General features: G+C 41.6%; 14 protein-coding genes. 9 read left to right on the top strand and 5 right to left on the bottom strand.

Annotated elements, in window-relative coordinates:
• Positions 1–33 precede the first annotated feature (33 nt).
• The 7 genes from J7E52_RS13220 (at position 34) to J7E52_RS13190 (ending at position 7,434) form a co-directional block, all read left to right on the top strand.
• Positions 34–1,419 (top strand): protoporphyrinogen oxidase, encoded by a 1,386-nt coding sequence (locus tag J7E52_RS13220; protein WP_214747152.1) that lies wholly within the window; start codon positions 34–36, stop codon positions 1,417–1,419.
• Positions 1,420–1,859: 440 nt separating this feature from the next.
• Positions 1,860–2,402 carry a helix-turn-helix domain-containing protein gene (locus J7E52_RS13215; protein WP_214747229.1) on the top strand — a complete coding sequence of 181 codons (543 nt, stop codon included), beginning with the start codon at positions 1,860–1,862 and terminating at the stop codon, positions 2,400–2,402.
• 63 nt (positions 2,403–2,465) lie between these two features.
• Positions 2,466–3,575, top strand: coding sequence for an ABC transporter ATP-binding protein (locus J7E52_RS13210; protein WP_214747149.1), 1,110 nt, complete (start codon positions 2,466–2,468; stop codon positions 3,573–3,575).
• Positions 3,565–4,368: an ABC transporter permease gene (locus J7E52_RS13205; protein ID WP_214747146.1), complete on the top strand. Its 804-nt coding sequence runs from the start codon at positions 3,565–3,567 to the stop codon at positions 4,366–4,368. The genes J7E52_RS13210 and J7E52_RS13205 overlap by 11 nt, the downstream gene beginning before the upstream one ends.
• A 1-nt stretch (position 4,369) precedes the next feature.
• Positions 4,370–5,173 carry an ABC transporter permease gene (locus tag J7E52_RS13200; protein ID WP_214747143.1) on the top strand — a complete coding sequence of 268 codons (804 nt, stop codon included), beginning with the start codon at positions 4,370–4,372 and terminating at the stop codon, positions 5,171–5,173.
• A complete protein-coding gene (locus J7E52_RS13195) occupies positions 5,170–6,243 on the top strand; it encodes an ABC transporter substrate-binding protein (RefSeq protein ID WP_214747140.1) in 1,074 nt (357 codons plus the stop codon). The genes J7E52_RS13200 and J7E52_RS13195 overlap by 4 nt, the downstream gene beginning before the upstream one ends.
• A gap of 300 nt (positions 6,244–6,543) precedes the next feature.
• Entirely contained in the window at positions 6,544–7,434 is an 891-nt protein-coding gene (locus tag J7E52_RS13190) for a foldase protein PrsA (RefSeq protein ID WP_214747138.1), read from the top strand.
• A gap of 328 nt (positions 7,435–7,762) precedes the next feature.
• On the opposite strand, the gene J7E52_RS13185 is transcribed toward J7E52_RS13190, so the two are convergent.
• Positions 7,763–8,305, bottom strand: coding sequence for a YtxH domain-containing protein (locus J7E52_RS13185; RefSeq protein ID WP_214747135.1), 543 nt, complete (start codon positions 8,303–8,305; stop codon positions 7,763–7,765).
• 169 nt (positions 8,306–8,474) lie between these two features.
• On the opposite strand from J7E52_RS13185, the gene J7E52_RS13180 reads away from it, so the two are divergent.
• Both J7E52_RS13180 and J7E52_RS13175 read left to right on the top strand, forming a co-directional pair.
• Positions 8,475–8,939 (top strand): MarR family winged helix-turn-helix transcriptional regulator, encoded by a 465-nt coding sequence (locus J7E52_RS13180; RefSeq protein ID WP_214747132.1) that lies wholly within the window; start codon positions 8,475–8,477, stop codon positions 8,937–8,939.
• A complete protein-coding gene (locus J7E52_RS13175; protein ID WP_214747129.1) occupies positions 8,940–12,056 on the top strand; it encodes an MMPL family transporter in 3,117 nt (1,038 codons plus the stop codon).
• A 450-nt stretch (positions 12,057–12,506) separates the two neighbouring features.
• On the opposite strand, the gene J7E52_RS13170 is transcribed toward J7E52_RS13175, so the two are convergent.
• The 4 genes from J7E52_RS13170 to nagA form a co-directional block, all read right to left on the bottom strand.
• Entirely contained in the window at positions 12,507–13,229 is a 723-nt protein-coding gene (locus tag J7E52_RS13170) for an SIS domain-containing protein (RefSeq protein ID WP_214747126.1), read from the bottom strand.
• A gap of 63 nt (positions 13,230–13,292) precedes the next feature.
• Positions 13,293–14,015 carry a GntR family transcriptional regulator gene (locus J7E52_RS13165; RefSeq protein ID WP_214747123.1) on the bottom strand — a complete coding sequence of 241 codons (723 nt, stop codon included), beginning with the start codon at positions 14,013–14,015 and terminating at the stop codon, positions 13,293–13,295.
• A 15-nt stretch (positions 14,016–14,030) separates the two neighbouring features.
• Positions 14,031–14,765, bottom strand: a complete 735-nt coding sequence (gene nagB / locus J7E52_RS13160; RefSeq protein WP_214747120.1) for a glucosamine-6-phosphate deaminase — start codon at positions 14,763–14,765, stop codon at positions 14,031–14,033.
• A complete protein-coding gene (gene nagA, locus J7E52_RS13155; RefSeq protein ID WP_214747117.1) occupies positions 14,765–15,943 on the bottom strand; it encodes an N-acetylglucosamine-6-phosphate deacetylase in 1,179 nt (392 codons plus the stop codon). The genes nagB and nagA overlap by 1 nt, the downstream gene beginning before the upstream one ends.
• Between the last annotated feature and the right edge of the window lie 260 nt (positions 15,944–16,203).

Raw genomic sequence — 16,203 nt, 5'->3', positions numbered from 1 at the left:
AATGCAAAATTCGTTAATCGAGGTGTAGTCCTAATGAAAACGGTCGTAGTCGTAGGTGGAGGAATTACCGGTTTATCAACCATGTATTATATACAAAAAACAGTTAAAGCGAGGAGTCTCTCCGTACGATTAATATTAATAGAAGGAAATGAGGAACTAGGCGGTAAAATAAGGACTGTGCATGATGGTCCTTTTAAAATTGAAGCCGGAGCCGATTCGATTGTCGCCAGGAAACAGAATATACAACCATTTCTTAAAGAATTGAACCTAGAGGATCAAGTTGTCTATAATGCGACGGGAAAATCATTTATCCATACAGATGGGATGCTGAAGGGAATCCCCGAAGATGCCCTATTCGGAATACCAATGAGCTTGGAGTCGCTGGCGAAAAGTGATCTGATTTCCGCCCAAGGGAAGGTTGACGCCTTAAAGGATTTCTATACAAAAAATGAGACCTTTACGAAGAATGACTCAATCGGTTTATTTCTTGAAAGCTTCTTAGGTAAGGAATTGGTGCAAAAGCAGATATCGCCTGTCCTATCTGGCGTTTACTCAGGAAAATTAAATGAATTGACCATTGCCAAAACACTGCCAGAGATGCTGGATTATAAAAATCAATATGGCAGTATAATACGCGGTCTATCGGAAAATAAGCAGAAATACCAAAGCAAGGGAAATAAGAAATTCCTTTCGTTTAAAAATGGCTTATCAACATTGATTGAACGAATTGAGGAAAGCCTCGATAGTGTCGAGATTTTAAAAGGGGTCAGTGTAGATGAAATTGGAAGAAATGATGAGAGGTATATCATTTCTTTGGCAAACGGTGAAACGCTGGAAACTGACTTTATCGTATTGAGTACACCGCATACAATTGCCCAGAAATTATTGGGTGATCGGGACTTGGATGAGGACTTCGACAGCTTGATCAATAGTTCGATGATTAGCGTTTATCTTGGATTCGATATCCCGGACAGCATGCTTCCTAAGGACGGGACAGGTTTCATTGCAGGTGACAATAGTGATTTGATCTGCAATGCATGTACTTGGACAAGCCGGAAATGGGAGCATACTTCTGAAAACAGTCAGCTTTTGGTCAGGCTTTTTTATAAAAGCTCAAGTCCGGACTATGAACGATTACGGTCCCTTACAAACCAGGAATTGATCTCTGTGGCTTTACGCGATATTAAAAACAGTCTAAGTATTTCTGGGGAACCAATTACGAGTGAAGTGACGAAGTGGCATGAAAATATGCCGAACTACCATATAAAACATCCTCAAATCGTTGAATCCCTGGAGGCGAAAATCTCCGAGAATTATCCGAATGTTTTACTTGCGGGCTGTTCATACAATGGTGTCGGAATCCCGGACTGTATTGCAGATGGGGAAAAGAAAGCGCAAGAGATATGTCTGAAGCTGTAAAAGGGGGACTGCCAGGTAGCGGTCTCAGACTTTAGACAAACTCGGGGAAAATTATCTACAGTTTTTTTGAGTGTTTGTAAAATTGGAACGTTGATTTCTACCCCAGGCACTCGCTTTCCGCGGGCGGTACGGGAACCTCCTCGGCGCGCTTTCCCGCAGGAGTCTCGTACCTTACGCTCCAATCAACTTTGTTTTACCTTATAGATAAAACCCTTTTACCTATTTTTAAAATTAAGGTGATAAAGATACTTTCTAAACATGAATAGTAAATCAGAAAGGACTGCCATGTGGCGGTCCTTTTTTATCATGACTGGAAATTCTGTTTGAAGTTTCCATCATTTCCTGTATAATGATATTCGTAAAATTAAACTGAAAGTTTACTTATATAAAACTTTATCTACTTTGGGTTTACTATAAGTAAACCGATTGAGGGTAATATGATGCAAATTGGAAAAAAAATAAAGAATCTTCGCTTGAAAAAAGGATTGACCCAGGAAGAATTGGGGGAAAGAACGGATTTAAGCAAAGGATATATTTCACAGTTGGAAAGGGATCTTAGTTCCCCTTCAATTGAAACTCTTTTCAATATTTTAGAAGTGCTTGGCTGCAAGCCGAAGCAGTTCTTCGATGAAGAGGATCAGGTCCAAAAAGTAGTGTATGAAGAAGAGGCACAAACATTTTTCATCGATGAAGAACGCGGGTATCAAATCCAGTGGCTCGTGCCTGAATCGAATGAGAAGGAAATGGAACCTATACGACTGACTCTCCAGGAAAAAGGGGAGTTCAAACAATTTGAACCATCCTTGTCGGAAACGTTCGGCTATGTATTAAGCGGAAGAATCATTGTAAAGCTTGGTAAACATACGTATTTCGTCAAAGCAGGGGAATCGATTTATTTTCATGCTTCAGATGAACATCAAATCATCAATGATTTTGAAGGTCCGTCCGAGTTATTACTCGTGGTGACGGAATCTTACTTATAGAATTCAAAACAAATGCAATCGTTGAAGAGTGATGAGTAAGGTAATGGAGAGAGGGAAGAAGCTATGGCAAACGGGAATATAATACGCTTCGATCAGGTTACGAAGCAATTCGATGATGATACGGTAGTTCTCGATAATGTTAGTTTTGAAATCGAGAGGGGGAAGTTCTATACGCTCTTGGGTCCTTCTGGGTGTGGGAAGACGACGATCCTTCGCTTGATTGCCGGTTTTACGGAAGCCTCCAAAGGTGATATTTACTTTGAAGGAAAAAAGATCAATGATGTGCCAGCCAATAAAAGGCAAGTGAATACGGTATTTCAAGATTATGCACTTTTTCCGCATTTAAATGTGTTTGAAAATGTAGCATTTGGTCTTCGGATAAAAAAAATGAAAAATTCGGAAGTGGAATTAAAGGTGAAGGAAGCCCTCAGCTTTGTTAATTTGGAGGGTTATGAAAAACGGGAGATCAGGGAAATGTCCGGGGGTCAGCGGCAACGGGTAGCGATTGCCAGGGCGATCGTTAATGAACCGGAAGTCATCCTTCTTGATGAACCACTATCTGCCCTCGATTTGAAATTGCGTACAGAAATGCAATATGAATTGCGGGAGCTGCAACAGAGGCTTGGAATCACGTTTATCTTCGTCACTCATGACCAAGAGGAAGCATTAGCGATGTCAGATGAGATTTTTGTCCTTAACAAAGGGAAAATACAGCAAAGCGGGACCCCTACGGATATTTATGATGAACCGCTGAATCGATTTGTTGCCGATTTCATCGGTGAGTCCAATATTGTAAAAGGAAAAATGATTGAAGATTACCTCGTGGAATTCGTCGGCAGACAGTTCGAATGTGTCGACCAAGGATTGAACAGTAATGAAGCTGTCGATATTGTCATCCGCCCGGAAGATTTAGAGATTACTACCGTCAATCGCGGGAAACTGCAAGTTCGGGTGGACTCCCAGCTATTTCGCGGTGTTCATTATGAAATCAGCTGCTATGACCATGATGGAAATGAATGGCTTGTCCAATCGACGAGAAAAGTGGCAGTTGGAGATGAAATAGGTCTTTATTTCGATCCAGAATCTATCCATGTCATGCGATTGGGCGAAACTGAAGAGGAATTCGACAAGCGTCTGGAAGCGTATCATGATGGGGAAAGTCATGAAGAATAAAATATCCCGCAATATTTACTTCATACCCTATGTCCTATGGATTGCTTTATTCGTGATCGCACCCATTTTGTTGATCCTTTACTATTCCTTCTTTGATATTGAAGGCAATCTATCTTTGATTAACTATCAAAAGTTCTTTACGCCAGTATATTTAAAAATGACTTTAAGCTCATTTTGGTATGCGTTCCTGATTACGGGAATATCCCTTTTAGTTGCTTACCCGACAGCATATTTGTTAACGAAAACCAAGCATAAGCAGTTGTGGCTTTTGCTGATCATCGTACCTTCCTGGATCAATTTACTTTTGAAGGCTTATGCCTTCATTGGTATTTTTGGCACGTATGGTGTGGCGAATGGTTTTCTGGAGGCGGTAGGAATCGGAAAGCAGCAGATTCTTTTTACGGATTTCAGCTTCATATTCGTTTCGGTTTATATTTTCATCCCGTTCATGATCTTACCGATATTCAATGCGCTTGATGAAATGAATCCAACCCTTCTTGATGCGGCCAATGACTTGGGGGCGTCCCGATGGATGACATTCCGCCGAGTCATTTTTCCATTGACGATGGATGGTGTAAAGACGGGATGCCAGGTAGTCTTCATTCCGGCACTTTCATTGTTCATGCTTACAAGACTGATTGCCGGTAACCGCGTCATTACGCTTGGTACGGCTATCGAGCAGCACTTCCTTGTGACACAGGATTGGGGAATGGGTTCCACAATCGCGGTATTTTTGATTATTATAATGTTCCTGATTATGTTTGTAACGGGTAACCGAAAGCAGGGTGTGTAAAATGGGTACTAAATTATCACCAATATCAAAAGCGTTTCTCGTTTTGATTTTTCTCATACTCTATGCACCGATTTTCTTTTTAGTCTTCTACTCTTTTAACAGCGGTGGAACGATGTATGACTTTAAAGGGTTCACGATGGATTGGTACAAGGAGCTATTCCAAGATACAAGGCTGTTGATCATTGTATTGAATACTCTTGTGATTGCTTTATTATCTGCCCTGATTGCAACGATCATCGGGGTGATAGGGGCGATTGGAATTCGGTCCTTTACGAGCAGCAAAGCTAAGAATACGGTATTGTCATTGAATAATGTTTTGATTGTCAGTCCCGATGTGATCATCGGTGCTTCCTTCCTGATTTTATTCACGATGGCCGGGATCAAGCTTGGATTCTACTCGGTACTGTTGTCGCATATCGCCTTCAGTATCCCGATCGTTGTGCTGCTGGTCCTTCCGAAACTTCAGGAAATGAGCCCTACTTTAATTGATGCGGCCCGAGATTTAGGGGCAAGCCGGTTGGATGTATTGACGAAGGTCATCCTTCCATATATCTCACCAGGTATCTTTGCTGGTTTTTTTATGGCATTGACTTATTCGCTTGATGATTTTGCGGTTACATTCTTTGTGACCGGTAATGGTTTCTCCACTCTTTCTGTGGAAATCTATTCATTGGCACGCCGTGGAATTTCATTGAATATCAATGCACTATCGACACTGCTGTTCGTCGTGACACTGCTGTTGGTTGTCGTTTATTACTTTATAACTCAACGTTTAAGGCAAACGGGAATGGGGGGGAAACGATGAAAAGGCTTGTCCAAATGTTTTTGATCATTTCCCTCGTATCCGCTTTGCTGCTATATGCGATTTCAAGATTGAATTCATCGCAGGGATTTACGAGCAGCAATACGCTTACCATCTATAATTGGGGCGATTACATCGATACCGATCTAATCGAACGTTTCGAAGAAGAGACGGGCATAAAGGTCATTTATGAGACATTTGATTCGAATGAGGCCATGATGACAAAGATCGAACAGGGCGGTACGACTTATGATATTGCCATTCCGTCTGAGTACATGATCGATAAGATGAGGCAAGAAGACTTGCTCGTTCCCTTGGATCATTCCAAGCTTCCGAATTTGAAAAATATCGATGAGCGATTCATCGATCTGCCATTTGATCCGGAGAATAAATATTCCGTGCCGTATTTCTGGGGAACGGTTGGAATTGTTTACAATTCCAAGATGCTCGGTGGAAAGGAAATAACGGCATGGGCGGATTTATGGGATAAAGATTTAAAAAATGAAATCCTTTTGACGGATGGAGCTAGAGAAGTGATGGGCATGGGCCTGAACTCTTTGAAATATTCATTGAATGATATAAATGAAGAACACCTTCAAGAGGCAAAAGCCAAGCTTGATGCCCTCACCCCGAATATTAAAGCGATCGTCGGAGATGAAAGCCGCATGCTATTGGAAGCCCAGGAAGCGGCGATTGGTCTGGTTTGGTCAGGTGTTGCTTCAGAAATCATGGCTGAAAATGAAGATCTCGAATACGTTGTTCCAAAAGAGGGGTCCAATTTATGGTTTGATAATATGGTCATCCCGAAAACAACCAAAAATGTCGATGCGGCTCACCAGTTCATCAACTTCATGCTGGACCCGAAAGTTGCGGCACAGAATGCTGAATATGTAAGTTACTCGACACCTAATAAAGAAGCACTGAAATATATGCCGGAAGAAGTGGTGAAGGATGAACGTTTCTATCCATCGCCGGAACTGACAAAGAAACTGGAAGTGTACGAAAACCTGGGGAAGAAAAACTTGGCCCATTACAACGAACTCTTCCTTGAATTCAAGATGCATCGTAAATAACACAGAAAAAAGCATGGTGTAGGAATTCCCTCCGTACACCATGCTTTTTCGTTTCTGTGTTTTTGGCACTCTGTTACCTATATATCAAAAATCGATATAACGGAATAATTACGTTTTTTGTAATGAGTAACCAAAATCTCAATGCAAATTGGTAGAAGAGAAATACTCTAAAATATCTGTAGAGATTTAAGTATGTTAGTATAATGATTGGATTAGTGAATAGTGAGCGCGGAACTAAAATCTTAAGGATTAATTAATATTTCCAAGCTATCATAATAGAAAAATTAAGGGAGAGTATTCATGAAACTTTTAAGAAGCACGAAGGCATATATTTGGGCAGGGAGCATTTTAATCATTGCCGGGATCATGGCATTTGCGATGATTTCGTCCAGTGATAAGACAATGGCTAGTATCGATGGCAAGAAAATCAATAAGGATGAGCTGTATGACGCGCTTGTTGCGGGATACGGAGCAGATACTTTAGACCTTTTAATTACGAATAAACTGGTTGAAATGGAAGCGGAAAAAGCAGGAATTAAAATTAAGGATGAAGAAATCCAGAAAGAAATCGATGTTATGGCTGAGTCCTATGGTGATGAAAAGGCATTAAAAAAGCAATTGGAAGCAAGCGGTTCTTCCATGGAAGCCTTAAAAAAGGACATCGTGGTTTATCTGCAAACGAAAAAACTGGTCGAACCGAGAATTACCGTGACGGACGATGAAATCAGTACTTATTTTGAGGATAATAAAGAAACATTTGCTCAAGCGGAACAAGTGGAAGCCAGTCATATTTTAGTCGAAGACGAAAAAACGGCTAAAAAAGTTGCAAAAGAAATCGCAGATGGCGGTGATTTCGCTAAATTGGCGGCTGAATATTCCACGGATACTGAAACGGCGGATAACGGTGGAAGCCTAGGATATTTTGGGAAAGGCGATATGGTTGCTGAGTTTGAGGATGTTGCCTTTGATCTTGATATAAATAAAGTCAGTGATCCAGTCAAAACTGATTATGGTTACCATATCATAAAAGTAACCGGTAAGAAGGAAGCGAAAAAAGCTAATTTAGAAGACAGTAAAGATGTAATTAAAGAAACGCTTCTTTCTGAAAAATTACAAGAGGAATATCCAGTTTGGTTGGCTGAAGTGAAAAAAGACCATGAGATAACGAATAAATTAGAGAGTTCTAACTAAGAACATCGAGTGAAATGATATATGGAAAAAAAAGCTGGGGCTTAATGCCTCAGCTTTTGTTTTTTTATGGCTTATACAATTTGGACGTTGATTTCTGCCCCAGGCACTCGCTTTCCGCGGGCGGTCAGGGAGCCTCCTCGGCATGCGCCCGCGGGGTCTTCCCTAGACGCGCTTTCCCCGCAGGATTCTCGCACCTTCCACTCAATCAACTTTGTTATTAAATATAGATAGAAACCATATCTAAGGAGTTGAAGGTGTTAATACGTGTTCCGAACCCCTTTTGTCTACAAAGTGAAGCTGAGGCATCATGCCTCAGCTTTTTTATATATTAGAAGTTGGATGAAATGGATTTTTGATTGGATAATCCTGATTTTTTAACGATTTCATCACTCTCTTTTTCACCTTTATCATTACCGGATTTCAATGATTGTGATGGCGTTTCTTTCAGCTGTTTACCGGCAACGACCACTTTGGAACTGATGTCTTTCAATTCACTTGTTGCGTCTTTAGCTGTACCAAGGGCTTCAGTGGAGATATCCTTTACTTCGGATACTTTACCGACAACGTCTTCATTGACGGTTTCATATAGTGTTTCGACGTCATTTATTGCCTCTTTAATCGTCTCCGTTGCCCCTTTGACCCCTGATACCATCTGTTCCTTCATTTCGCCTGGATTTTGCTTGACCTGTTCAATCATATTCATGGAGTTGTCTTTTAAAAGGACGGCTGAACGCTTTACTTTATTTCTTGTATTGGAGTCAAGCAAGGTCAACGCACCACCAACAAGCCCCCCAATCAGAATCCCTTTTAAAAGTTTGCTATTCGGTTGAGTTTCGATAGTCGATTGATTTTCGATAGTTGATTGATTCATTTATATTTCCTCCTTTAGAATAGTAGATTATTTGCTTACTTTGGGTTTTCCCTTATTTACCATAAGTTAAACTGGAAATAATAAACTGTCATGGGATTGACATAATAAATAAAACAATAGTAATCTACATATAGTTAAATGACTGAACTATTTTTTGGGAGGTGCACCGATGACTAATGACAAAGTTTCTGGATTGATTGATCGATATATGAGGGTATCCTTCTATGTCAATAAGATGGGTGAGCTTTTAATAAAAGACCAGATTTGTGATGTGCTGACGAACGAACAATACTATACTTTACGATTCATTCAACAACAGCGGCTGTGTACATCGACGGAAATAAGTGATGCCTTTTATATTAATAAGAGTGCCGTCACTTCCAACATCAACAGGCTGGAAGGCAAAGGGTTGATAGAACGTGAACAGGACCTGGTTGACCGAAGGGTCTTTCACTTGAAGCTTTCCAAAGAGGGAGAAGCATTGTTACAGGAAACGGAAAATAAGATTCATAAATTGGTAGAGACCATCATGACGAAATTCGATTATGAAGAGATCGTTAGATTCCTTGATACATATGAGAAGCTTTCACACATTTTCATTCAAATGAAGAATGAGGAATGGGAGGAAATATAAATGAGGGGGATCATAAAGGGAAGATGGCTGGTCATTATCGCTTGGGTTGCAATTACTGCAGGTTTATTGTTTGCGGCACCGAATATGGCGGACCTTGTCCGGAATAAGGGACAGCTGGATGTACCGGCAGAGTATTCCTCTGGGATGGCCAATGAGCTGCTGAAAGAGATCCAGGATAAGGATGAGTCACAAGTGGCTCTCGTATTTCATGGTGATAAGAAGCTGTCCTCCTCGGAATTGAATGAGATTGAGGTAGCGATCCAAAAGCTTGAAAAGAATAAAGCAGAGCTTGGCATCAAAGAGGTCATGACCCATTTTAAAGAGCCCTCGCTAAAAGGTCAGTTGGTCTCGGATAATGAAACCACGGTTTTGACATCCATCACGATGGTCAAGGGTGACCGGGAAGCTAAGGAAGTGATCGATGCCCTTTATAAAGAGTTGGAACAAGTGGATGTCGAGCATTATTACACAAGCAGCTGGATGATCGATGAGGATCTTAATGCCAATTCCCAAGAGGGGCTGAAGAAAACTGAAGGCATCACGGTTGTCTTCATTCTGGCTGTATTGCTGATAGTCTTCCGTTCAGTGGTGACACCGGTCATTCCGTTAGTAACAGTAGGTTTCACTTATTTATGTTCACAATCCATCGTCTCATTCCTGGTGGATAAATGGGACTTTCCGATTTCGTCTTACACCCAAATATTCCTGGTAGGTATTTTATTTGGAATCGGGACTGATTATTGCATCCTGCTGCTTAGTCGTTTCAAGGAAGAATTATCGTCACAGGAGTCCTTGCCTGAAGCGATCGTTGAGACATACCGAACTGCGGGTAAGACTGTCTTCTTCAGTGGGCTGACCGTAATGATTGGCTTTGCGGCAATCGGTTTTTCTACTTTTAAGCTCTATCAATCTGCGGCAGCCGTTGCCATAGGGGTTTTTATTTTAATGATCGCCCTTTATACAATCGTTCCATTTTTCATGGCGGTTCTTGGCAAAAAGCTATTCTGGCCGGCAAAAGGCAAGCTTGCGCATAGTGAAAGTAAACTATGGGGAATTCTCGGTAACTTCTCCATGAACCGCCCGTTGTTGGCGCTGATGATCGTTGCAATCGTCTGTGTTCCCTTTTTGTTTATGTATGATGGGAAGATTTCTTATAACTCCCTTGAAGAAGCGGGTGATGATGTTCCTTCCATTATGGCATTTAATATCATTTCCGATGAATTCGGGCCAGGACAATCCATGCCAACACAGATTGTCATAAAAAATGACGAACGCATGGATTCGGAGGATTATGTAGCACTTGCTGAAAAAATCAGCCAGGAAGTCGTCAAGGTGGATGAAGTCGATGTAGTTCGATCGATGACCCGCCCGACAGGTGAACCAATTAAGGACTTATTTGTCGCGAACCAGGCCGAAACTTTGGAAAAGGGAATCGGGGAAGGAAATGAAGGCATTAAACAAATCAGTGATGGATTAAAAACGGCAGGCAGTGAGCTTTCCGATTCAGGACCGCGCTTGAAGCAAGCGACGGACGGAATAGGGGGTCTCATATCCGGGACCAATGAATTAAAGAGCGGCGTAGGTCAGGTGGAGAAGGCGTTAACAAGCATTGAAGCAGGCATTCGCGATGGGTCGTCAGGGACTGGGGACATAAAAAACGGACTGAATGAGGTCAAGGCAAACTTGGAGAAGCTCGCCACCGGAAGTGGACAGCTCCTCGAAGGCTATAAACAATCAGCTAATGGGCTAAGTAAGCTCACAGCTGGATACAATGAGATTCAAACTAATCTTACGGGCGTATCACAAAGCCTTGCTGGTTTAAATCCTTCCTTTAAGCAAATGGAAGCCACTCATCCAGAATTACAGGCGGATCAGTCCTATCAAACGATCAAGCAAACAGTGCAAGGGGCACAGGGTGGCTTGGAGCCCATGGCCGCAGGCCTTTCCGAGCTCAATAGGAATCTTGGTTCAGTGTCCGGCGGTTTGAATACGGCGAACGAAAATATGGCAGAGATCGTAAAGGGTCAAACTTCTCTTGGGCAGGGCCTTAACCAATTGATTTCAGGTGTTGACACTTTACAAAAAGGTTTAAGCACGATGGCCAATGGCCAGGGGGAAGTCATAAATAATCTGTCAGGATTTAAAGGTGGCCTTACCAGCTTAAGTAATGGGCAGCAAGAACTCCTAAATGGTTTTTCAAGCCTCGGCGGGCAACTTACTGATTTGACAGATGGCTTAAATGAAGGTGCGGATGGTCTGAATGAAGTCCATGATGGACTATCGTCCGCACAGGGCTATTTATCAGGGCTGGCAAAAACGGATAAAACGGTAACAGGCATGTACATTCCCAAAGAAGTGGTCGAAAGCGAAGAATTCGGGGAAGCATTGAACGCGTATTTATCTGAAGATGGTAAAATCATGACCATGGATGTGGTGTTCAAGGCGAATCCATATTCCAATGAAGCAATCGAGCAAATCGATTCGATTGAGGCAACCGTCGAAAGAGTAACGAAAGATACAAAGCTTGAAAATGCGCAGGTGGCGATAGGGGGAATCACAAGTACACATCATGACTTGGGCATGATGTCTGAGGAGGATTTCTCACGGACGGTCGTTTTGATGCTGTCGGGTATCGCAATCATTCTCTTTTTCATGCTGCGATCCCTGGTCATGCCGGTCTATTTGATTGTGTCGCTCGTTTTGACTTACTATACAGCGGCAGCCATTACCGAGTTGATTTTTGTTAATATTCTCGGTTATGCCGGCATCGGCTGGGCAGTTCCTTTCTTTGCTTTCGTCATCTTGATTGCTCTTGGCATTGACTATAGCATTTTCTTGATGGATCGCTTTAACGAATGGAAAGATAAACCGGTCAAGGAAGCGATGTTACTGTCCATGAGAAAAATGGGAACGGTGATCATCTCAGCGGCTGTCATATTGGGAGGAACCTTTGCTGCCATGATGCCAGCAGGAGTTTTATCGCTCTTGGAGATAGCCACTTTAATATTGGTGGGGCTTGCTTTATATGCGTTTGTCGTATTGCCATTGTTTATTCCGGTTATGGTTGCGACGTTTGGAAACGCGAATTGGTGGCCGTTTTTGAAAAATAAAGAATGAACTTAAATTAAAGAAGGCATCCGCATGGATGCCTTTTAGTTTGTCGAATAAATATGGATGGAACCTCCCTGGATTGAATGAATTTGCGACACTCCTCGCCGAATAACCCCGCTAGATGCTTGGGGGAGGAGTTGGCAGACAGTCTGCGAAAAAGGGAGCGAATTTAATGAGTGGTCCGCAAAATAAATGCTCCGGAGTCCGAATAATGAGGTGAAGGTTGAATAAAAATCGTGAACGGTCGAATAAAGTGCGGGGTAGGTCGAATAAAATCGTGAACGGTCGAAAAAACTGCGCGTGCGGCCGAAAAAAGTGCTCCGGCTGAAATCAACTGAAACATTTTCAAATAAAAAAACTGCAGGCAAACTCGCTTTTCTTCGAGTTTGTCTACAGTAAGAAGGCATCCGCATGGATGCCTTCTTTAATTATGTATTCCTTTATGGCTGAATCGAATCATAATTGGGGGATTCTTGTTTTATATTTCGCAATGATCTTTTGATTGTGTTCATCTGCCCCTTCGATATTACTGCTTAGGAATACGGGAGGGGTTTCCCCTGATTCAATAATCGTTTGGATGACTTGCGTGAAAATCATATTGAGGAGAACGGCTCCGACCACCGTCGATCCAGAACCAAAAGGTATATTATTTGATTTCAGTAATGTGTCACCTTTGGCAATATGATTGTCTATGACCAAATCAACGACATCATGGAGATAATGCTTCTGTTTATGCCGTGAAGGACAACTTTTTGCATACTCCGGTGATGTTAGTCCAATGACGAAGGCCCCTTTTTCTTTTGCGATGGTGGCGACATCTATGGGAACGGGATTTACGCCGGATGATGAAATGACGATACAGACATCACCAGGACGGATATCCTCATCATGCATGAATTTCTCTGATAGGTCATTTTGCCGTTCAAGTTGGGATGATCTTGAAGCTCCCTTAAAAAGCATCAAATCTTCAACGAAAATAGGACGAATTGCGGCTAACCCACCTGCCCGGTAGAATACCTCTTCGGTCAAAATATGAGAGTGTCCGCTTCCGAATAGATGGATGATTCCGTCTGACATCACCGCTTTTGCGATATGTTCAACAGATTCCTTAATTGATTGCTTTTCCTGTTCTCCCACAATTGTAAGTAAAGCCTGCACTTCTTCAAAGTATGAGTTCATATATGTGACACCCTCCGATTACCTTTGGCATTTAAAAGACTATAGTGATGAAAATATTCAATTTTATCTGCTTATATTGATACTGAACTTATACCTGTCCGCACGATAAGCCGATTTAACATATTCAAGGGGAGTTCCATCTATTAGGAACGTATGCCTTTGAATGAATAATATGGGTGAGTGCTTTGGTATCGCTAAATGGGTGACTTCTAATTCAGAAGCAATCGATGATTCCAACGTTTGTGTAGCATAGTCTATTTTAAGTTTAACGTAATTCTCCACATATTGGTAAAGGGAAAGGTTAATGATTTCTTCCGTTAATCCTTTAATTAAATTGGCAGACATGTACACGGTCTCGAGCGCCATTGGAACATCATCAGCCAACCGAATGCGTTTTATTTCATAAACGGGAGCATAAAGGGAAATGTGCAATTCACTGGCAATCTTCTTATCCGCCGGAATGATTTCAAAGCTCAGCAGCTTACTGCTTGGTTTTAATCCCCTGGCTTTCATGTCCTCGGTAAAACTGGTCAACCCATTGAGCTGCTGCTCCAACTTCTTATCGGCGACAAAGGTTCCCCTTCCTTTTTGACGGTATAAGTATCCGTCATTCACCAAATTATTTATGGCTTGCCGGACGGTCATCCGGCTAATTTCGAATTTCTCGGCATATTCACGTTCAGATGGAAGGGCATCGTGCGCTTGGAACTCACCGTTTTCTATTTGTCTTTTTATTTGTTCTTCGATTTGAAAATAAATCGGAAGAGGTGAGTTTTTATCAATCATCGACTTTCGCTCCTTTTAGGGTATTATTACTCCCGATAACGCTTTTTGGTCTGCGATAATTGTAACATTATTATGTTTTTTTAGGATAGATGCAGGGAAATCCTCTGAAATGTCACCGTGTATCAATTTCTTCAAGGTTTCGGCTTTTTCTTCACCAGATATCAGCAGCAGAATTTCTTTGCTTTTCATGATTGTTGAAATGCCCATCGTAACGGCATGTGTAGGAACTTCGTCTATGGAATCGAAATAACGTGCATTCGCTTGGCGCGTTGAATCTTCAAGTGTCACGACATGTGTACCGGATGTGAAGGAAGTTCCAGGCTCATTAAAACCAATATGGCCATTTTGCCCAATACCGAGTATCTGAAGATCGATCCCTCCCACGGAATCAATCATTTCGTCATACCGTTTACATTCTCCATTAGTGTCATCGGCTGTGCCATTTGGCAGGTGAGTATGCTCTTTATTTATATTGATGTGAGTGAATAAGGAGTCATCCATATAATAATGGTAACTGTTTGGATCATTTGGTTTTAAGCCTATATACTCGTCAAGATTAAAAGATGTTACATTTTCATAAGAAGTATGATTACGCACGTGATCTTCAATCAAATTATCGTACATTCCTTTTGGGGTACCGCCTGTTGCAAGGCCTAATTTGATATTTGGATTTCCTTTGACTTTTCCGATCACTATTTCTGCGGCTGTCCGGCTCATTTCCATGTAATCCTGCACTTGTATGATATTCATTATACATTCTCCTTTTTAAAAGCTAAATTTCCTCTGCAGAACGTCATTTCAACGTCCAAGCGGTCATTCAATATTACTAGATCGGCGTCTTTGCCGACCCGGATGCTTCCTTTTCTGTCAAAAATCCGAAGCTGTTTGGCAGGGTTTTCTGCCGTCATTTTTATAATGTCAGTCATGGAACAATCGGTATATTCCATTGTGTTCTTGATGGCATCGTTCATTTTCAATATACTGCCGGCTAGTGTACCGTTTGAAAGCGTTGCTTTCGTTTCGTTAACATACACAGGCTGACCGCCTAAATCATAGGTTCCCTTTTCAAGCCATTTGGCACGAAGCGAGTCCGTTATCAAAATCATGCGTTCACTGGTAATTTGGTTATATGCCAGTTTCACCATTTCCGGCCTGCAGTGAATGCCGTCAGCAATAAGTTCAACATATAGCTCGTCTCGAAGATAAGCAGCTCCCAAAACACCAGGTTCGCGGTGATGGAGTCCCCGCATCCCATTATAAAGATGTGTAACGTGGGTGGTCCCTGCTTGGATTGCTTCATCGATTTGGTCATATGTTGCATCTGAATGTCCAATGGAAGCGACGACGCCAGTTGCCTTTAAGTGTGCGGCAAGATCTAATCCGTTTGGTTGTTCAGGCGCAAGCGTTACAAGCTTGATTTGATTTTGGGCCTTTTCCTGCCACCTTTTAAATAGAGTGACATCAGGGTCAACGATATGCTCTTCAGGCTGTGCTCCTTTACGGATCGGTGAAATGAAAGGACCTTCTAAATGGATCCCAACTATTTCAGCATATTCTTGAGTTTGATTATCGATATATTTACCAGCATTAAGAAGCGCTGATTCAATGGCTTCGGTAGATTGAGTCATTGTAGTGGCAAGAAAGCTGGTGGTTCCTTCTTTGGGAAGGGTCTCTGCCATTGTAGATAATGCTTCATGTGTGGCATCCATTGCATCGGAATTGGATGCTCCATGAATATGAATGTCGATCGCACCGGGAATTACCTGATAATCCGGTGAAAGAGTAATTATCTTGGCGTCATCGTCCTGTTTGTAGTGGCTGGCTGGACCAACTTCGGCAATTTTTCCATCCACGACTTTAATATACCCATTTTTGTATGTTTCCTTTTCGCTATGAACTATTAGATTATTAATAATGAATGTTTTCATACATAATCTCCTTTATGAAAGTAAAACTTAATGAATGAGTTATGAAATGGTCTCATATATTTTGCCCTCATTTTATCGCTTTTATTAAAAGTTGTCTAGACCAGTTAGGGTGTATCAGGACTGAAAAAGCTATTTTTGCTTTATTTTCGAAGAATATAGTATATTTTTAAGCAAATTGGTATAGACATCTATATATTTTATGTGCTAGTATAAGCCAAAGAAAAGTTATTATATTGATAAAATGAAAACGCTTTATACGT

The sequence above is a fragment of the Bacillus sp. ISL-34 genome, from assembly GCF_018613325.1.
Lineage (GTDB): Bacteria > Bacillota > Bacilli > Bacillales > DSM-1321 > Peribacillus.
The sequence above is the reverse complement of the archived record's forward strand: the minus strand, read 5'-3'. Positions and strand labels throughout refer to the sequence as shown.